The 19,716-nt window shown below is 44.1% G+C and carries 13 protein-coding genes and 1 tRNA gene; 7 read left to right on the forward strand and 7 right to left on the reverse strand.

Annotated features, from left to right (window positions below; all coding sequences use genetic code 11):
* The first annotated feature begins 75 nt into the window (after positions 1–75).
* Both ACK1U4_RS02160 and iscX read left to right on the forward strand, forming a co-directional pair.
* The gene (locus ACK1U4_RS02160; RefSeq protein ID WP_419400857.1) at positions 76–576 is read left to right on the forward strand and encodes an acyl-CoA thioesterase; all 501 of its coding nucleotides are present in this window, start codon (positions 76–78) and stop codon (positions 574–576) included.
* A 9-nt stretch (positions 577–585) separates the two neighbouring features.
* Positions 586–786: a Fe-S cluster assembly protein IscX gene (gene iscX / locus ACK1U4_RS02165; RefSeq protein WP_419400858.1), complete on the forward strand. Its 201-nt coding sequence runs from the start codon at positions 586–588 to the stop codon at positions 784–786.
* An 11-nt stretch (positions 787–797) separates the two neighbouring features.
* Here the strand turns inward: iscX and ACK1U4_RS02170 are convergent, their stop codons facing one another.
* A complete protein-coding gene (locus ACK1U4_RS02170; protein WP_419400859.1) occupies positions 798–2,882 on the reverse strand; it encodes a phospholipase D family protein in 2,085 nt (694 codons plus the stop codon).
* Positions 2,883–3,209: 327 nt separating this feature from the next.
* On the opposite strand from ACK1U4_RS02170, the gene ACK1U4_RS02175 reads away from it, so the two are divergent.
* The 4 genes from ACK1U4_RS02175 (at position 3,210) to ACK1U4_RS02190 (ending at position 10,634) form a co-directional block, all read left to right on the forward strand.
* Positions 3,210–6,962 (forward strand): AAA family ATPase, encoded by a 3,753-nt coding sequence (locus ACK1U4_RS02175; RefSeq protein ID WP_419400860.1) that lies wholly within the window; start codon positions 3,210–3,212, stop codon positions 6,960–6,962.
* A gap of 133 nt (positions 6,963–7,095) precedes the next feature.
* Positions 7,096–8,049 (forward strand): cell division protein ZipA C-terminal FtsZ-binding domain-containing protein, encoded by a 954-nt coding sequence (locus tag ACK1U4_RS02180; RefSeq protein WP_419400861.1) that lies wholly within the window; start codon positions 7,096–7,098, stop codon positions 8,047–8,049.
* Between the two features lie 121 nt (positions 8,050–8,170).
* On the forward strand, positions 8,171–10,183 hold the full coding sequence (gene ligA, locus ACK1U4_RS02185; RefSeq protein ID WP_419400862.1) for an NAD-dependent DNA ligase LigA: 2,013 nt from the start codon (positions 8,171–8,173) through the stop codon (positions 10,181–10,183).
* A 172-nt stretch (positions 10,184–10,355) separates the two neighbouring features.
* The gene (locus ACK1U4_RS02190) at positions 10,356–10,634 is read left to right on the forward strand and encodes a hypothetical protein (protein ID WP_419400863.1); all 279 of its coding nucleotides are present in this window, start codon (positions 10,356–10,358) and stop codon (positions 10,632–10,634) included.
* A gap of 216 nt (positions 10,635–10,850) precedes the next feature.
* Here the strand turns inward: ACK1U4_RS02190 and ACK1U4_RS02195 are convergent, their stop codons facing one another.
* The 4 genes from ACK1U4_RS02195 to ACK1U4_RS02210 all read right to left on the reverse strand — a co-directional run bounded on the left by ACK1U4_RS02195 (position 10,851) and on the right by ACK1U4_RS02210 (position 15,507).
* Entirely contained in the window at positions 10,851–11,507 is a 657-nt protein-coding gene (locus tag ACK1U4_RS02195) for a trimeric intracellular cation channel family protein (RefSeq protein WP_419400864.1), read from the reverse strand.
* A gap of 178 nt (positions 11,508–11,685) precedes the next feature.
* Positions 11,686–11,761, reverse strand: a tRNA-Lys gene (locus tag ACK1U4_RS02200).
* Between the two features lie 345 nt (positions 11,762–12,106).
* Complete coding sequence (locus tag ACK1U4_RS02205; RefSeq protein ID WP_419400865.1) at positions 12,107–14,188, reverse strand: MacB family efflux pump subunit; 2,082 nt, start codon at positions 14,186–14,188, stop codon at positions 12,107–12,109.
* Positions 14,189–14,205: 17 nt separating this feature from the next.
* Entirely contained in the window at positions 14,206–15,507 is a 1,302-nt protein-coding gene (locus tag ACK1U4_RS02210; RefSeq protein WP_419400866.1) for an efflux RND transporter periplasmic adaptor subunit, read from the reverse strand.
* Between the two features lie 354 nt (positions 15,508–15,861).
* Here ACK1U4_RS02210 and ACK1U4_RS02215 point away from each other — a divergent pair, with 354 nt between their 5' ends.
* Positions 15,862–16,716: a DUF4377 domain-containing protein gene (locus tag ACK1U4_RS02215; protein ID WP_419400867.1), complete on the forward strand. Its 855-nt coding sequence runs from the start codon at positions 15,862–15,864 to the stop codon at positions 16,714–16,716.
* Between the two features lie 90 nt (positions 16,717–16,806).
* Here the strand turns inward: ACK1U4_RS02215 and ACK1U4_RS02220 are convergent, their stop codons facing one another.
* Together ACK1U4_RS02220 and rlmKL are read right to left on the reverse strand one after the other, a co-directional pair.
* The gene (locus ACK1U4_RS02220; protein WP_419400868.1) at positions 16,807–17,304 is read right to left on the reverse strand and encodes a hemerythrin domain-containing protein; all 498 of its coding nucleotides are present in this window, start codon (positions 17,302–17,304) and stop codon (positions 16,807–16,809) included.
* A gap of 131 nt (positions 17,305–17,435) precedes the next feature.
* Positions 17,436–19,703: a bifunctional 23S rRNA (guanine(2069)-N(7))-methyltransferase RlmK/23S rRNA (guanine(2445)-N(2))-methyltransferase RlmL gene (rlmKL, locus tag ACK1U4_RS02225; protein WP_419400869.1), complete on the reverse strand. Its 2,268-nt coding sequence runs from the start codon at positions 19,701–19,703 to the stop codon at positions 17,436–17,438.
* Between the last annotated feature and the right edge of the window lie 13 nt (positions 19,704–19,716).

Consider the following 19,716-nt stretch of genomic DNA (forward strand, 5'->3'; position numbering starts at 1 on the left):
TATTAATAAAAGCCTCGACTATGTTGTCGGGGTTTTTTATTTGTTATAATCCACTGAAATAAGCAAGGAAAGCTCATGAATTTATTACTTCGTTACCTGATTTTATGTTTGACGTTTAGAACCAAACAGACACCCAAATTCACCGATGTGGTCAGTCGTGATTATCGTATTTTGCCACATGATATGGGCTTTCGTGACCATGTGCCGAACTATCGCTATTTGAGCTTTATTGAGCTGAATGTACAACAGTGGCTGATGCAACAAAGCACGATTGAAGGGGCAAGGTGGATAATTGCTTCTCAGCAAATGACGTATCTAAAACAAGGTAGGTTTTTTGATAAAGTTACCTTAAACAGTCAAGTATTGGGATGGGATAGCAAGTATTTTTATTTTCGCCATGAGTTTGTGGTTCGAGGCAAGGTGATAGCGGTGGCGTTGACCAAGTTTGTGTTAATGGCAGAGGGTGAGATTTTACCCACCACTTGTATCGCAGATAAAGCCGAGCAACACCATCCTGCCATCCGTAGTTGGCAGACGAATTTAAATGAGATTAAACAACTAGATACCATTAAATAAGGTAAGATTATGACACTCAAATGGAACGACACCCTTGATATTGCAATCGAATTGGCGGAAAAACACCCTGATGTCGATGTGCAGTATATTCGCTTTACCGATTTGCACCGTTATATCACTGAGCTTGAAGACTTTGGCGATGACCCAGAAAAATCCAATGAAAAAATCCTCGAAGCCATCCAAATGGCGTGGCTTGACGAATTGGATTGATAATTAACTGTTTATAAAAAATCCTCAATCGGTAATTTACCAATGAGCCACACCAACAACCGTTGTTTCCAGTTGCTATCTGGCTCATCGCTAAATACCTTGAATGGGTCACTGCTATAATCTTGCCATAGCAACTTATCATTATCCACCGCCACCACATACGCCAATTCTTTTTGCCAATTCTCAATGGTATCATCAAGTTGACCTGCCAAAATCGGACTGTGAATAATCGCCCCCATTTCGGTATTGACCGAAGCCGAGCGAGGGTCAAAATTAAACGAACCAACAAACAATTTTTCGCCATCAATCGAGAAAGTCTTGGCGTGTAGGCTTGAGCTACTGCGATTAATCCAACGGTGGCGTTCACGGTGCTGACGGCGATAATGACGGCTATGTCGGTGGCGATGCGGTTTGGTATGAGAAGAGGCTTGGTCTTGCTGATTATCCGTATGGCGGTGTAAGCGTTTTGTCAAGCGATGATAAATTTGTCCCCCAAGGCTAGTATCTTCTGTCGGTGGCGATTTTAATACGTTTTGCATTGAGTCTTGCTGTGTTGCTTGCTCTGATGAGGGTTGAGCATTTGCACTGCTGTGTTCAATCGTTTGACGGTTGGCTTTGAGTTCAAATAAACGAATGTTCCCCATCAACAATGGCAGACGGTATCGCATATACCCTGCGTGTACTGCTATCACATCATTGGCAGTCAGTGAGTTGGTCAGAATATTGACCTCAATGCCTCGTTCCGATAGAGCAACCAGTTGCTTTGTCCAAGCTTTAGTCGGTACAAAATAAGGCGATACAATCGTTAGGCTTTTTTGTGGGGATAACAGGCTACTGGCGATTTGCTCGATTAAATGTAGGTCTTCGTTAGTTTCGAGGTTGTCATCATCAGTGGGGCGTTTAGAATTAAGGTCACGCAACTCTTGGGTATTGTAAGGGCGTGACATTAGCTGATAATTCTCAAGCCGTTGTTGACGAAATTGGTGTTTTTCGGCACGGGTCATGCGGTTTTTTTGTAGTAAATTATCGGGTAACGCCTTGGTCGGTGGGTCGCTGACAAATGCCACTTTTACCCATAAAAATTCCAGTTCACCTGATGATAAATTGTCCAAAAAATCACTATCACTCAATGCTCTGCGATAGCTTGCCGTTTGGGTTTGGTATTCGTCATTATTAAGCTTGGATAAATCGACAGGCTTGAGTGACTTGGTGACAATTAAGGATAACGGAAAACTGGCGTGGCTGTTCCAATAACGGTCAAAATCGCTCGATACATCATTGACCACTTCGCCAATCGCCAATACATCAAGGTCGGCAAAGTTGACTTTTTCATTGATGTTAAAATACTCGTCACCGATGTTGCGACCACCAAAAATACAGGCTTGGTTATCAACAGTAAAGGATTTATTGTGCATACGGCGATTGAGGCGTTTTAGGGCAGTAAGATAGCCGAATATACGAAAATAGCGATTCATAAATGGATTAAATAACCGCACTTCAATATTCGGATGGCTATCAAGCGTTTGCAATACAGGGTCTATGCCAACGGTATTGTTATCGTCCAACAGCAGACGCACTCGCACGCCACGCTCGGCAGCTCGCCAAATCTCATAAAACAACAATCGACCTGAGGCATCGTCATGCCACATATAATATTGTAAATCGAGGGTGTTTTCGGCAAGTTGAGCGAGTAACACTCGGATGTTTAACGCTTCATTGCCATCATAAATGGCATAAATACCTGATAAATCCGATTGGGCATTGTCTGAGGTTGGTGTGGTATCATCAATATCTGTTTGGTGTTCAAAGCGAGATAAAAGCTGGCGTAAGCGGTTGTTTTCGCCGAGTTGTTCATGTAAAAAATAACTATCTTTAATCCCCTCAAGGCTTGGTAAACGGTGATTGGCAATACCAACTAACAAAATAATTAACGAAACAATAGCGATGATTATCCATAAGCCATAATCATACACCCAACTTAGATGTGTGAGCCAACGAAACCAATCTTCCGCTAGCAAATCCAGTGGCAGTAAATTCAATACAAGTGAGTCAAGGGCTACCAATGCCAAATCTTTTAGTCCTAAGTGCCGAAACAAAATTATCTTATAAGTAAAAGGAAAAAATTATCAACGGTTTTCCATTCGCCCTGAGCTTGTCGAAGGGTAGGAAAACCCACTTCGCTAGGCTCGTCTTGCGAAGCAGTGCTTCTCAGGTTCGACAAGCTCACCACGAACGGTTTTAATCGTTTAAATTTGTTCAGTTATTTACAAGTTATTGAGTATTTGAGTGAGATTGTAGGTATTATGCAATAAATTTGGCATTACACAAGTCATATCAAGTTATTTATCGGTAAACATTGTAATGAATAAACGCTAAATTTTTGCTAAAATAACCGCCTTTTTTATTCATTTAAAACATCAAAAATGCGGTTAAAACAACTCAAACTCGCTGGCTTTAAATCCTTCGCCAACCCATCCACCTTTCACTTTCCCAAGAACATCACTGCCATTGTTGGGCCTAATGGCTGTGGCAAATCCAACGTCATTGATGCGATTCGTTGGGTATTGGGCGAGTCGTCTGCCAAACAACTGCGTGGCGGTGCGATGAGTGACGTGATTTTTGCAGGCACACAGGACAAACCTGCCAAAAGCCTTGCCAGTGTTGAACTTGTTTTTGAACATACCCAAGGTGACGAAGATGGCAAAGGCGGTATTCATCACCCCCTCAACCTGTATCACGAGCTATCCGTCCGCCGTCAGATGAGCAAGGACGGCAAATCCGATTATTTTATCAACGGCACAAAGGTGCGTAGACGTGATGTGGTGGATATTTTTCTTGGCACAGGCTTGGGGGCGAGGTCGTATGCGGTGATTGAGCAGGGCATGATTGGGCGGATTATTGATGCCAATGCCTTGCAACTGCGTGAGTTTATCGAAGAAGCCTCTGGGGTGTCACGCTACCAAAGTCGCCGTGAAGAAACCCAAAAACAACTCACCACTGCCGAAGATAATTTGGCACGTTTGCACGACATGGCAAGCGAATTGGCAGTGCAACAAAAACGCCTTGAAAGCCAAGCCAAAACCGCAAAGCTTGCCCAAACATGGCAAACCGAAATGGATAATGCCAGCCAGCAATTGTTAATCGATGATTATGGGCAGGCGTGGCAAAAACAACAGCAGTTACAGCAAGAATTTGGTAAAATTAGCCAACAAGTGACTGCTAAAAAAACCGAAATTAACCAGTTAATGAGCGAGCAACAGACCGCCCAACGCCATATCAGCGAGCAACAACTTGCCTATCAACATCAGCAAAACCTCGCAGGACAACACTGGCAACAGCACCATGAAGCCCAAAGCCTTGTCACCCAAGCCGACAAGCAACTGGAAAATGATAACCAACGCTTGACGGTGTTGACCGCTGAAATTAGCCGTTTTGCCGACTATCAACAGCAATTAACTGAGCAAAAACAGCAAGCCCAACAAAAAATTGTCAACTTACCCCAACAATTATCTGTGTTAACTGAGCAAATCAATCGCTTGCGAGATGAGCAACACGAGCTAAAAAACCAACGTCAAGATGTGGCAAGTGAGTTGGTGAAATTAAACCAACAAAAACAAGACCTTGAAAAACAACTGGCGGTGGCTGAAAATGGCTTAAAGCACCACGATAGCAACCAACAACGACTGAAAAAACGTGAGCAAGAACACGCCCATGCCTTGCAAACATGGCAAACCGCCAAAGCTCAATTTGATAGCGAATTTGCCGATTTTGATGTGGGTTCAGGTGACGGTAGTGATGAAGCTAGTGACAGCCAACTAGCAAAACTCACCGATACTATCGAACGCCTAGAAAATCGCATTATCGCACGCCAAGAAGAGCTAGCCGACCAAGCGGACGAGGTCGAGAGCCTAACTCGTCAGCATCGCCAACTTGAGCAACAACGCCACACATGGCAAACCGAACAGCAAACCTTGCAAAATCTGCTCGACCGCTTAAATGAACAAGAACAACAAGCCAAGCAAACATTGGCAAAAAACCAAAAGAATGCCAACGACAATTCGCCAACGTTACCGCTGTTAGCACACACGTTGACGCTAACCGAGCAAGGTAAAACCCACGTTGAAACATTGGATAGCGTGTTGGCATTGATGGCAAATTGGGCGGTTTTTGACAATGATTTAACCAATGCCAACCTTAATTTTAATCAATTTAATCAAGCGGTGACGTTGTTTTCCCAAAAACAATTTTCGCAAAATCAAAGTCCTTCCACTAAGCTGATTGATGTAGCAAATTGGCTAAAATTTTCCGATTTAATTCAAAGCCCTAGTGTTGCGATTTTTGAACGGATTTGGCTGTATAATGGTGAGGTGAGCCATGCAGAATTTGAAGCATTTTTTGCCCAAATTCAGCCCCAATTAGCCGAAGATTGGTTATTGGTAAAAGCGGAAGAAATCTTATATTTGCTCCATCAAACGCTAGTCATCAATCTATCTGCGTTGATAGCAGATTTACATAGTGATAAAAAAAATCAAACCACGCCCACACTGGGTTTAAGCCAAAAAATCCAACATCAAACCCGCATTGATGAATTGCAAAATTTGATTGATAAACAAAAACCGCAACTTGAACGTGTCAGCATGGCGTTGCAACAGGCGACTGTCAGTCTTGAAGAATGGCAAGCCCAAGACCGTACCGCACGCCAAGAATTGACGCAATTAATGGGGCAAAAGCAAAGCCTCGCCACGGCAAAAATCCAACGTGAACACCGTTACCAGTCCGCCTTTGATAAATTACAAAACGATAAGCAACGCCTTGATACAGACGAAATTCGGCTAACTAAAGAAAAAAATAGCCTAAGCAACAATATCAGCCAAGAGCAACAAAAAGTCAGTGACTTGGGCGAAGAATTAGCGACTTTAAAGCCAATTTTGCACCAAAAAATCGAAACACGCCAACAGCTTGATGAGCAGTTACAAACCCTTACCACTCAGCAACGAACCCTAGAGCAACAACAACAAGGGCTAAACCAACAGCTTGCCACAGGGCAACTGCAAATCACTGTCAGTGAACAACAACTTGCCAAAGCCGAACAAGACCAAGCGAGAATCCAAGCCGAACACAGCGAACTTCAGCAAAAAATCCATCAGCAAACCGAACAATTGCCAATCTTACAGCAACACGTCAATGAACAAGCCGAAAATTTAGCGACCGCCAATCAGACGTTACAGCAATTAGCCGAGAAACTGGCAGAATTAGAACAACATTTTAGCCATATCCAACAGGCGTTTCATGCCGAGCAGGCGAGTTTTGCCAATTTACAACAACAATGCCATACCACCGACACCGCTTTGGCATTGGCAAAACAAACCTTGGGCTTGATTGTCGAGCAATTTGGTGAACGAGAATGGGCATTGCCAAACTTTGAGCATTTGACAGATAAAACTGAAACGGCTGAAAATGCCGATAACAGCCAAACATTATCCTTACTTGGCAAAACTGAGCGTAAGACCCTACAAAACCAAATTAATCAATTAAAAAGCCAAATCCAACAGCTAGGGGCAGTTAATCACACCGCAATGGCAGAACTGACCGAAGTCAATAGCCGACTTGAGCCGTTAGCTGAGCAAATCAGCGACTTGACCGCCAGTATCGACAAGCTACAACAAGCCATCAAGCAGATTGATAGTCAAACCAAGGCGTTGTTTTTGGGCATGCTTGCTGATGTTAATTTGGAGCTTAATCGACTATTTACCCAAGTGTTTGGCGGTGGTAAAGCTGAGTTGATTTTGAGCGAAGATGGAGCGGATGGCTGGCAGTCTGGGCTTGAATTGATGGCACAGCCGAAAGGTAAAAAGAATAGCCGTCTTGCCTTGCTGTCAGGCGGTGAAAAAACCTTGACCGCATTGAGCCTTGTGTTTGCGATTTTTAAACAGCAACCTGCCCCATTTTGTGTGCTTGATGAAGTCGATGCACCACTGGATGATGCCAATGTCGAGCGTTTTACTCGCTTGATTGAACAGCTTGCCAAAGACGTGCAGTTTATTTTTATCAGCCATAATAAGCTGTCGATGCAAATCGCTGATGAACTCAAAGGCGTGACAATGCCAATCGCAGGGATTTCAAAGCTAGTGAGTGTGGATATGAGCGAAGTCGCAGATTATTTGCAAGCCAATTAAAAGCCAGTTAAATTGCATCAAAAGTTGGTTTTTGGTAGCTCAAAACAGTAACTCATGCTAGTATATTTAGCAAAATATTAATGGCAATAGCGATAAACCTAAAAATAGTGAAATTAATAACAAGGTAGTGATTATGTCTGTGACATTTACTCAACTTATTTTGATGATAATGGCGGTAATAGCGATTGTTTGGGGTATATATATGATTAGCAAGGCATTAAAAGCCAAGCAAGTCGTATCATTAAATACAGAAGCCATCGAGCATGATAAAGATGGTTTGCCGATTTTACCTCGCCACCAACGTCCAGCAGTGGTTGAAACGTTGAAGCGACAGGACGAAGTGGTATTGGACAACGCATCCGCAGACGTGGTGCTAAGTGCTGACAATACAGAGCTACTCATTGACCAACAGCTACTAGATAGCCAAAGTGTTATTACTAAATCTACGCACGTTTCAGCCCCTGCCCAAGAAAATCCAGCACCTGTGGCAACGGTCGAGCATGATGATGCGTTTAGTTTATTGGCAAATGCGACCGAAACCATTAGACCTGTGGTGCATGCCTTTGATGAGAGTCAAGTAAAAGCAGAAACACTTGAACTGACTAGTCCGATTTTGGATACGCATATCCAAGCCCAAATTGACCAAGAACAAAATAACCCACTTAATAATGCCGTGCAGAATATTAATATCAGTATCTTCCCCAATGAGCAGTTTGGGCGAATTGGTGGGCGTGATTTATTAAATTTATTTGATAAATATGGCATCAAATTTGGTGCGATGAATATGTTCCATCGCTACGAAAACAAGGATGGAACTGGACTTTTGTGGTTTAGCATGATGATGATTACGGAAGATGGGATTTTACCGTTTGATTTGAATAAATTACCCATGCAATACCTAAAAGGCTTGGTGTTATTTTTATCGTTACCGCATCCCAAGGCAGTTCAAGGCTTTGACAGTATGATGAGCATTGCTGGATTATTAGCCCATGATTTGAATGCCAGTGTGTATGATGAAACAGGCGAGTTAATTAATAAAGAAAACGCCCAAATGATGCGTGAAATTGCCGTGGATTTTGGTAAATAACCCATGATTGCCTGCGAAAGAAACGACAGCCATTGTCGTTTTTTTTATGTTTACGCTTGTGTAAAACCCTCAAACCTTTTACCATTTTGCTATCAAATTCTACCTTATCAAAAGACCTACTATGACAAATCCAATTATCACCCAAATGCGTGGCTTAATCAGCCAACTCAAAGCCCACAATCACGCCTACTATGTCCTTGACAATCCCACCCTTGAGGACAGCGAATACGACCAACTTCGGTTAACATTGGTCGAATTAGAAAACCAACATCCTGACCTTATACAATCCGATAGTCCAACAGGTAGCGTTGGTGATAAACCCTTGCCGTCTTTTGGACAAGTTACCCACGCCATTCCCATGCTGTCATTGGGCAACTTATTTAATTTTGAAGACTTGCAAAACTTTATGCGAAGGGTTAATGACCGCCTTGCCGACAGTCAGCAACATCCGCAATATGAAATTGAGTTAAAGCTTGACGGTTTGGCTGTATCGCTGATTTATGAGCATGGCAAATTGGTGCAAGGCGTGACACGAGGCGATGGGCAGACGGGCGAGGACATCACCCAAAATGTCAAAACCATTCGCAATTTACCCCTTACCTTAGCGGTGGATATCCCACGCCTTGAAGTGCGAGGTGAGGTACTCATGCCAAGAGCGGGCTTTGCCAAACTCAACCGTGAAGCCGAAGCCAAGGGCGAAAAAACTTTTGCCAATCCAAGGAACGCCGCCGCAGGTAGCTTACGTCAGCTTGACCCTAATATCGCCAAAAATCGCCCATTGGCATTTTATGCGTATTCGGTGGTGCAGGGCTTGCCAAATGATATCACAACCCAGTCCGACACCTTGTATTGGCTACAAAGTTTGGGCTTTACCATTAGCGATATTGCATTGGTCGATACCCCAAATGCGTTGCAAGATTATTATTTATCGGTCATCGAAAAACGCCCTAATTTAGCCTTTGACATTGATGGCATTGTGGTAAAAGTCAATGATTTAAGCCTACAAAGTCAGCTTGGCTTTTTGAGCCGTGAGCCACGTTGGGCGACCGCCTATAAATTCCCTGCCGAAACCGTGATGACACGCCTCAACGCTATCGAATGGCAAGTCGGACGTACAGGGCAACTTACCCCTGTCGGCAAGCTTGAGCCTGTCAATGTTGGTGGTGTGACCGTCAGCAATGTGACTTTGCACAACATTGGTGAGATTCACCGCCTTGATATCCGTGTGGACGATATGGTCAGCGTGCATCGGGCAGGGGATGTGATTCCCAAAGTCACTCGTGTGTGGCTTGAGGAACGCCCTAGCGATACCGAAACCGTCCGTTTACCCACGCATTGCCCTGTGTGTGATTCGGCAGTGATTTTGCCTGAGGGTGAGGCGTTGGCACGTTGTACAGGCGGGCTGTTTTGCCCTGCCCAACAACAAGAGGCGTTGATTCACTTTGTCAGTCGTAAGGCGATGGATATTGATGGACTGGGCGAGCGTTGGCTGATTAGCTTTTTTGAGCATGGCATTGTCAAAACGGTTGCCGATATTTACGATTTAAAAAATCACCGTGATAAGCTTTTGACCCTAGAAAAGTTGGGTGAAAAGTCGGTCGAAAATATGCTGACTGCCATTGAAAACAGTAAAAATACCACCTTGCCAAGATTTATTTTTGCGTTGGGGATTCGTGGGGTGGGCGAGAGTACCGCTTTGAATTTGGCGACCCAATTTGGCGATTTGCCAGAACTGATGAACGCCAGTATCGAGCAGTTGCAACAAACCCCTGATGTCGGTGAAATTACCGCCCAGTCGATTTATGAGTTTTTCCGAGCTGAACACAATTTGGAAGTCATCAACCGCTTGATAACTGCAGGCATCGTGTGGGAAAAGGTGAGTAATGAGCCAGTCGGCAATCAACCGCTCAAAGGTCAAAGTTGGGTGATTACAGGCACGCTGACCAGTATGGGGCGTGATGAAGCCAAAGCCAAGTTGCAGGCGTTAGGGGCGAAAGTGTCGGGCAGTGTGTCTGCCAAAACCACGGCATTGTTGGCAGGCGAGAAAGCAGGGAGTAAACTTGCCAATGCCGAAAAATTGGGGGTGAAAGTGGTGACGGAAGATGAGTTTTTAATGATGCTAAATTCGGTATAGATTAAAAACAGCAAAATTCTTTACAAAAAACTCAAAGAAACGCCTGTTTTTCCCAACAAATTGGCAAATAAATTGCTCTATCATACAGCTAAATTTCACTGATTTAGCAATTTATATTTCAATGAATCACCGATTTATCCAATTTATTTCACCATGCCATGAGGAAAACCCCATGAAATCACTAAAAAATATTGCCATCGTTGGTTTAGTCGCCAGTTCTGCCATCGCCATGACAGGCTGTGCCACCAATACAGGTTATGGCACAACCGCTCAATCAGGTTCAGCTCGTGCCGCCATGAATACTGCCATTGCAGGGGCTGCGATTGGTGCATTGGCAAAATCTGATGGCAACCGTGAAGATATCGGTAAAGCTGCTGCGATTGGGGCTGCCGCAGGTGGTGCAACAGGTTATGTACTAAGCACCACACCAAGCTACCCATACCAAAAATAATCGTTAGTCGCTATTGATAACAAAAAGCCAAGTCATTTGACTTGGTTTTTTTATGCTTGTTTTTTAGGATAGGGGGAATGATTTAATACCAAATCCAATAAATATTATATTGTAGGGGCTTATTGCATAAGCCCGATGTTTAAAATTTCAAATTGGGCGTAAGCATTACGCCCCTACGACTTTAACTTTTGGGTTTGGTATAATTTACCAAAACCATCAATCCGCTTTTTGTCGCCAACCAGGTAAATGATAATCAAACCACATCGCCATCAAGCGTAAGCCTGTGGTGGTAGTGGCACTGATAACCAACACCAACCACGGCACAAGCGAAGTATACACTGCCAACAACGCATACACCCAACCGCCCACCAACGCACACATCGCATAAGGACGATAGTCAAAAAACACGGTCGGCATCTCATTGCAAGCGATATCACGCATCACACCACCAAACACCCCAGTGATAATCCCCATAATCACCGCCACTGCCATCGGCATTTGGGCGAGTAACGAAGCTTGTACACCAGAGGCGACAAATAGCCCAAGCCCCAACGCATCGGCAAATTGTATCGCACCATCGGTAATGCGATAACGTCTAACACCATTGATAAACACTGCCAAACCACACAACCCAAACACCAACCATAAAATTAGCTCATTTTGCACCCAAAAAAATGGTCGCTTATCCAATAAAATATCTCGCAATGTACCGCCACCGAATGCTGACAAAAATCCCAACACCGCAATGCCGAATACATCCATCCGTTTTTGTAAGCCTGCAAAAATCCCTGACATGGCAAATGCCACCGTGCCAATGACCTCAACGCCTAAGCGTAAATTATTTCCCCAAACTGCCAAATCTGTGACCATCATTTTGTCATTCCATATTAAAGCTCTTTCCATACCTAATTTTTAACACAATATATCGTGGGTAACGCTTTGCTAACCCACGCTTGGTGGTTTGGAAAGAGGTCTATTATTCGGTTTTACGGTTATTATAATAATTTAGGCAATAAAAAACCCCATCAAAATTCATTGATGGGGTAGAAAATGGTGGATCGTCCGCGACTCGAACGCGGGACCAATGGATTAAAAGTCCACTGCTCTACCAACTGAGCTAACGATCCTGAGAACCGTGAAAAAATTGCACTGCAATTTTAGGTTCGCGAAGTAATTTCTTTAAATAGAAATTCCTAAGTGTTAAGCAAATATTGTGCTGTTAATTCTTACAATATCAATGCTTTAAACGACTTTTCTTAACAGTGTTGCCGTTAAGTGAGTGCATATTATACGTATAAAAAAATCCTTTGCAAGCATTATTTTTAATTATTTTGAAAATAATGCGAAAAACTTGTAAAAAACCATGCAAGTTATATTTAACCCTCATTTTTAACATGATATTTCGTGGGTAACACTTTGCTAGCCCACCCGCTTAGTACTTTAGAAAGCGGTCTAATGCGTTAAGACGTTGTTTATTCGCCACCACTTAACGCATCGACAGGGTTGAGTTTGGCGGCATTTTTGGCAGGGACAAAACCAAAAATCACCCCAATTAAGGTCGAGCAAAGTACCGCTGTGATGATGGCGGTGGTGGAGAAGACCACTTGAAAGTTACCTTGGGCAAAGTGGTTGATTAATGAGCCAATGGCGAACGCCAAGCTTACCCCCAAGATACCCCCCAAGATACAGACCAAAATCGCCTCAATCAAAAATTGTTGCATGATGTCGCTTTGTCTTGCACCGACTGCCATCCGTACACCGATTTCACTGGTGCGTTCAGTGACGGATACCAGCATGATGTTCATCACGCCAATGCCACCCACAATTAACGAAATAATGGCGATTGATGATACCAATAACGTCATCGTGCCTGTGGTGGATTCGATGGTTTGGCGGATGGAATCAAGGTTTTGGATGCGAAAATCATCTGTACCGTGGCGTTGCTGGATGAGGTCGGTCACGGCTTGCTCGGCGGCACTGCTAGAAATGGTATCTTTTAACAATACCACAAAGCTATCCACATGGCTTGTGCCAAGCATTCTTCGCATGACGGTCGAGTAGGGCATATATAGGGTGGGCGTGTCAGAGCTTGGACCAAAGGCTTTTTTGGAGGGTTCAAGCACGCCGACCACTCGTGCAGGTACGTTACCGACTAAAATAACCTGTCCGATAGGGTTGGCAATGTCTGCAAAAAAGGTTTTTTTGGCATTGTCATCAATAATCACGTCTTGAGTAAGGGCTTTGACGCTGTTATTGTCAAACATTTGCCCTTGGTTGATTTTTTCGCCTGTGACGCTTAGGTAGTCTTTGCCCACGCCACTGATATTGACGGAGGTTTCGGTTTGACGGTAGCGAGCGGTGACGCTTGTGCCGACCACAGGGCTGACGCTTTGGACGTAGGGCTGTTGGGCGACCGCTTCGGCATCGTCATCGGTGAGGTTGTCATCGTGATAACGTCTGCGAGGGTCGCCAAATTTATAGCCATCTCGCACGGTGAGGGTATTTGTGCCTAATGAGCTGATGTCCGATAGGATTTTTTGTTGTGAGCCTTGCCCCAAGCCGACCACCGATACCACAGAGGCAATGCCGATAATAATACCTAGCATGGTCAGTAGCGTTCGCATTTTGTGGGCTTTCATTGCCAAAATCGACATTTTAAAGGCTTCACCCAGACGGTCAAAAAATGCGGATAATCCTACTTTTTGACCGTTGGGTTTTTGAGTGGGCGTGATTTGCAGGTTGTTTTTTTGGCTTTGGTGATTTTCATTAAGGCTGTTTTGGTTGTCAGTGCTGGGTAGGGTGGCGTTTTTAACATTGTCAAAATCATTGGCATTGCTAGGTTCGACAGCGTCCGTGTAGTAATCTTTGAGAATATAGCCGTCTTTGATTTCAATGACTCGTTGGGCTTGTTTGGCGATATTGGGGTCATGCGTAACCATGATGATGGTATGCCCTTGGGCGTTGAGGTTACGCAAAATGGCAAGGACATCTTTGCCCGATTGGCTGTCTAACGCCCCAGTCGGCTCATCGGCAAGGATGATATCACCGCCATTCATCAAGGCTCGTGCAATCGACACACGTTGTTGTTGACCGCCAGATAGTTGACTGGGGCGGTTTTGGGTTTTTTCACCCAAACCCAAATCGGTCAGTAGTTGGGTGGCTCGCTGTTCACGTTGGCTTGCGGGCATGCCTGCATACACGGCAGGTACGGCAACATTGTCTTGGGCGTTGATATCGCCCAATAAATGATAGCGTTGAAAAATAAAGCCAAAATGCTCTCGGCGAAGTTGGGCGAGTTCATCGGCACTGAATTGGTCAACGGCTTTGCCATAGATGTGGTAACTGCCTGCGGTGGCTTGGTCAAGACAGCCCAAAATGTTCATCAGCGTGGATTTGCCAGAGCCTGATTGTCCAATGATGGCGACCATTTCGCCTTGATAAATGGTAAGGTCAACGCCGTGGAGGACCCGTATTTTTTCTTCCCCAGCAGGAAATTCTCGGATTAAGCCCTTGACTTCAATGATGGGTTTTTTGACGGTATTGGGATTTAGCATTGATACGTTTTCTCAAATTACATCATTGGGGGTTTGTTACTTTTGCTTTTATTGGCATTGTCCGAGGCTTCGCTGATGACTACTTTATCACCTTGATTTAGCCCACTAATAATTTGGGTATTAATGCGATTGGTCACGCCAGTTTTTACCGCTTGTTTTGCTGTGGTATTGTCGGCTTTTAGCACTTGCACATAGCTACCGATTTTGGGGTCGGTTTTGATGGCAGCGGCAGGGACGTTTAGCACGTTTTCAGCTTTATTCTGCACGATATATACTTGGGCGGTCATGTTAATGCGTAGCTGTCCGTCTGGGTTGGGTACGTCAAAATAGCCCATATAATACACCGCCGAATCACTGCTAGATGATTTGCTTTCAGCAGTCGTGCCTTCTGGGGCAGGCTCAATGGCAGTGAGGGTGGCGTTGAATTTTTTATCAGGATTACCGATGATGTTAAAATACACAGGCATACCTGCTTTGAGGTTAATCACATCGGCTTCAGAGATTTTGGCTTTGATACGCACATTGCTCAAGTCCGCCAAGGTCACGATGGTGGGGGCAGTTTGGTTGGCGTTGACGGTTTGCCCTTGTTTGGTGGTGATGGAGATGACTGTGCCAGACATGGGGGCGACAATTTGGGTGTAGCCAAGGTTTTGTTGGGCGGTGCTGACTTGAGTTTGGGATTTTTTGATGTCGGCTTGGGCGTTGGCAATGTCAGCTTCACCTGCCACGAGATTGGCTTTGGCAGTTTTGATGGCGGACTGGGCGGATTCCACGCTGGCTTCGGCATTTTTGACCGCTGTTTGGGCTTGTTCTAGCTCTTGTTTTGACACCGCATTCATGGACATCAATGAAGCCAATCGTTGGTATTCTTTTTGGGCTTGTTGTAGGCTTGCCAGTTTGCTTTTGAGTTCGGCTTGGGCAGTTGCCAATGATGCTTGGCGAGTGGCATAGTTTGCCTTGGTGCTTTCAAGGCTTGCGACACTTTGCTGTAAATTGGCTTGTTGGGTGGTTAGCGTATTTTTCATGGTGAGTGGGTCAATTTGGGCGATGGGGTCGCCTTTTTTCACCGTTTGTCCCACGTCAACATACAGCTTGGTGACTTCGCCAGATACTTGAGCCCCCACATCGACCTGATTTAAGCCCTCGACTTTACCTGTCGCCATCACGCTATTTTCGATACTGCTTTTTTCGACTGTGGCAGTGATATAGTCGGGCTGTTTGGGCTTGGGCTTGAGATACCAATAAGCAAGGGCGATACAGCCTAATACGAACAGGGCAATCAGCGAACGTTTTAACCATTTTTTTTGGGTGGAAGTCATATAAAAGCCTAAAACTCAGTCTACAGGTACAAGCGAGGGGGTTGCAAAACGGCTATCATAATTGAAAATAATAATCATTTGCAACAATAAAATGTTTATTTGGTAAACAACTTATTATAATCAATGTTTGCTAAACAAATTAGCATTGGTTTGTAAAAAATCTTACGTGGGACTTGCTAGGTTGGATGGGTTTTTATTGAGAAGTTTAGGATGGTTAGAAGTGGTTAGAAAAACTGTGTAAGAAAATATTACAAAAATACGCAACACAATTTGGTAATAAAAGATTATCTTATCAAACAATGAAGTTTTGATTATGTGTTTAATGCGTTTAAACCTTTTATAAAGAGCCATTCTATGAAACCTTTCCTGATGATGACCAGTATCGCCACTATAATGACATTGACCGCTTGCCAAACTCAGCCTATGTCAACCAATCCATCAAAACCAACAACCCCACTCTCTCAGCAAATCCCCACTGCGACTGATTTACAAAATTATCAGTGGCAATTGGTCGAGGCAAAAGACAATGCAGGAAAGGTGATTCAAGCGTTGGACTTGAGCACTTATGGCATTGCGAAAGATAAAGCCAAGGTTACGCTTGATTTTAAACAAACCCAACAAAATGCCGAGGGTAATTTGGGTATGAGCTATAGTGTTGGCTGTAATGCTATATCAAAAACTGTGAATTATCAATCAGGTATGGCGATTAGCAAAGGTATGGTAATTTCCACTTTAATGGGCTGTGGCAAACTCGATAGTGCAGAAAACACGCTTCGCCAAAAAATGACAGGCAATAGCAAGTTTGTTTGGCAAGCATCAAACACGCAATCTGCTATATTGGTGCAAACCACCGCAGACAATAGCACGTTGACATGGCAAGGCAAACTCAAACCACAAACCCAATACGGCAAAGGCGAAACGCTGTTTTTGGAGGTCAATCCCCTTGACCAGCCTTGTGACGCTGTGACAGGTAAGCGGTGCTTACAAGTGCGTGAAGTTCGTTATGATAGCCAAGGCATCAAAACTGGGGCAGGCGAGTGGCAATTATTACATGAAACGATTGATGGCTATCGACATGACCCCGCTTTACGCCAAATCATCCGAGTACAACGCTATCGCACACCACCCAAAGACACCATGGGGTATGGGCGTTTGTATGTGTTAGATTCGGTGGTAGAAAGTGCGGTGGTAGGTAAGGGTAAACCTTGATGTTTTATTGAAATATCCCCAGCCCCTTCTTGATAAAAGAAGGGGCTATATCCCCATCAATATTGAATACGCCCCTATAATTTGACTTGATTAACCAGCCACGGCTGATTCAAGTTTGACAGGACTATCATGGGTATAGCCACGATTAAATTCACGGCATTTTTGAATATACATATCCACCAATTCTTGGTTTTTCTCATCGCTGATTTGTTCTCGAAAGCGTGGGAAAATATAGGCTTCCTCGTGTTGCATGTGGCTTTCTAGCTGACTAATTAATTCTCGAATGAGTTTGGGGCGTTCTTCATTATCTTTTGGCATCATCACGATATTTTCGACAAAATTTTCAAAATAATGATGTTCATTGACTGCAAAGTCTAAGGCTTGCTCGGTAAACTGATTATTTTCAATGAGTTTATCATTCATTACTCGAAAGACCACATATTCTTCGGCACGCTCATGCACGAAGAATTGTTGCCATAATTGCTCAAAATACAACGATTGATAGTGAGTATCACTTGCTATCAATAAATCATCAGCAATTCGTCTAAGTTGGCTGTGGCTTTGTTGTAATGCTTCGACAAGTTTCATCAAGTTCCCCTTTAATTAATATTATAGTGAATTAAATCAGAAATCAGACTTCAACATTTTGGGCGTATGCAATATATCCCTACAACAATGTCTTATTTCTAGTTTAAACAACTATAGTTGCTATTCTCCCTCTATTTTACCGTTTTTTTAGCGGCTTGTTGTTGCCGAATCGCCCAAGACTGATGAATGGGCTTTTTAAGGTCATAATCGAAGCCAATGGTTTGGTTGGTTAATTCTTCGACAACATAACGCTCTTTTATCGATTCATCGAGTGCGAACTTGGTAAAGTTATTAGAAAAGTACAACACACCTTCCGCCGTCAAGCGGTTCATCGCACGGTTAATCAGTGCTACATGGTCACGTTGGACATCAAATGTGCCGTGAAATTTTTTGGAATTAGAAAAGGTCGGTGGGTCAATAAAAATCACATCGTATTGTTCCGTATTGTCTTTAATCCATTCAAAAATATCTTGGGCAATAAACTGATAATTGGGCAAATCTGGCAAGCCATTTAACGCAAAGTTCTTTTTGCCCCAGTCGAGGTAATTTTGTGATAAATCCACCGAAGTCACCGACTTTGCTCCGCCCAACCCTGCATGAACACTGGCGGTACAGGTATAAGCAAATAGGTTCAATACGTTTTTGCCACGGCTATTTTCCCCAATGATTTTTCGCATTGAGCGGTGGTCAAGAAACAGCCCTGTGTCCAAATAATCGCTAAAATTCACCAAAAAATACGCACGTTGGTGATTGGCAGTCGGCTCGCTGACAATGTGAAATTTACCCGAAGAAGCCTTTTTTTCGTATTGTTCATTACCTGATTGTTTGGCACGAGTTTTGATAAAGACTTGCTCACGGTTGACATTTAACACCTCACGGATACCGTGCAACGCAAGGTTAAAGCGTTTTTTGGCGGTTTCTGGTGGGATGGATTTTGGGGCAGCGTACTCTTGGACATGGACAAATTGCCCATAAATATCGACAGCGACTTTAAAATCTGGCAAGTCCGCATCATAAATGCGTAAATTGGTAACTTGTTGTTTATTTGCCAATTTTTTAAGATTGGCAAGATTTTTTTGCAGGCGATTGACAAAATCTTGCCCTTCTTCGACCACGATTTCACGTTTTTCAAATAGGCTGATTAAGTTTTGTTCTTTGGTTTTTAGTAGTTCACCGTAGCGGAAATACACGGTTAACGCCCCATTGTGACAGCGTAAGGTTTTGGGGTCATTGAGGGGCAAGGTGTCGGCTTCTTCGACTTTACCTGCCAGTACCCCAAGCGTCACAGTGGCTGGTGAGTGGGCAAATAGGTGTTGTAGTTTTTTGCCAAAGCCTTGATACATGGGGCGAATTAGCACTTCCTCGCCCAATCGCTCGCCATACGGCGGATTGGTGATAAATAGCGGACGTTGCCAACCGTTGACTTGCTTTTCGATTGCCATGTTCAGCGTAGCAAGTGAGCGTTGCTGTAGGGTAATGCGGTTGATAATGGGGGTTAAGCCAGAAGCCATCAGATTTTTATGGGTGGCTTTAATCGCCCCTGCGTCCATGTCAAAGGCAAATACATTTGGCATATCACCATTAATCATTTGCTCTAAGCGTTGGTGGAAGCGGTCTTGAGCGTCTTTGACCATGCTTTGCCACAGTGGCTTATCGTGGTGTTGCCACGCATAAAAGCCAAAATCTCGCTCGGCTTTATCCAGTCCCACGGCATAATCTGCCGACATCAGCAACGCCTCAATGACGAGCGTGCCAGAGCCACACATGGGGTCAACGATGGTGTCATAAGCGTTGCGGTGAAAATCTAGCGAGTACAGTAAGGCGGCAGCGAGGTTTTCTTTAAGTGGGGCATCGGTCATCGCCACACGGTAGCCACGGCGGTGTAGGCTTGTGCCAGAGAGGTCGAGGTATAAAAAGGCTTGTTTGTCGCTGACGGTGGCAATGATGGCAAAATCTGGGTTTTTATCGACATTGGGGCGACTGCCAAACTGTTCGTTAAATTGGTCGGCAATCGCATCTTTAACACGAAGCATGGCAAATTGTTGGTTCGCTTGCACTCGCTTGTCAAGGGTAAGGCGAATGGCAAAGGTTTGTTCAAGGGTAAACAACTGCGTCCATTTGATGGTTTTGGCAAAACCGTATAACTGCTCGGCAATGTCGTATTCCGCATTGATATTTTTCTTACCCAGTGGCAGTAGTACACGAGAAGCCACTCGTGACCATAGGCATACTTGATAAATTTGGGCAAGGCTGAGATTGGCAGAAATTCGTCCCATTTGCTCAATTTGACTGGTAATACCAAAACTGGTCAATTCGGTGAGTAAGGGGGCTTCTAGCCCATCAGCACAGGTGATGATGACGGGGAAAGTTTGGTCAAGGGATGTTGCAGGTGTGGTCATAAAAGTGCCAAAT

This window comes from Moraxella sp. TY6 (assembly GCF_048551375.1).
Lineage (GTDB): Bacteria > Pseudomonadota > Gammaproteobacteria > Pseudomonadales > Moraxellaceae > Faucicola.

Coding starts and splice junctions, on each gene's coding strand:
- iscX (WP_419400858.1), top strand. CDS start 586: ATGACACTCAAATGGAACGACACCCTTGATATTGCAATCGAATTGGCG.
- ACK1U4_RS02180 (WP_419400861.1), top strand. CDS start 7,096: ATGTCTGTGACATTTACTCAACTTATTTTGATGATAATGGCGGTAATA.
- ACK1U4_RS02215 (WP_419400867.1), top strand. CDS start 15,862: ATGAAACCTTTCCTGATGATGACCAGTATCGCCACTATAATGACATTG.
- ACK1U4_RS02190 (WP_419400863.1), top strand. CDS start 10,356: ATGAAATCACTAAAAAATATTGCCATCGTTGGTTTAGTCGCCAGTTCT.
- rlmKL (WP_419400869.1), bottom strand. CDS start 19,703: ATGACCACACCTGCAACATCCCTTGACCAAACTTTCCCCGTCATCATC.
- ligA (WP_419400862.1), top strand. CDS start 8,171: ATGACAAATCCAATTATCACCCAAATGCGTGGCTTAATCAGCCAACTC.
- ACK1U4_RS02175 (WP_419400860.1), top strand. CDS start 3,210: ATGCGGTTAAAACAACTCAAACTCGCTGGCTTTAAATCCTTCGCCAAC.
- ACK1U4_RS02220 (WP_419400868.1), bottom strand. CDS start 17,304: ATGAAACTTGTCGAAGCATTACAACAAAGCCACAGCCAACTTAGACGA.
- ACK1U4_RS02205 (WP_419400865.1), bottom strand. CDS start 14,188: ATGCTAAATCCCAATACCGTCAAAAAACCCATCATTGAAGTCAAGGGC.
- ACK1U4_RS02195 (WP_419400864.1), bottom strand. CDS start 11,507: ATGATGGTCACAGATTTGGCAGTTTGGGGAAATAATTTACGCTTAGGC.
- ACK1U4_RS02210 (WP_419400866.1), bottom strand. CDS start 15,507: ATGACTTCCACCCAAAAAAAATGGTTAAAACGTTCGCTGATTGCCCTG.
- ACK1U4_RS02160 (WP_419400857.1), top strand. CDS start 76: ATGAATTTATTACTTCGTTACCTGATTTTATGTTTGACGTTTAGAACC.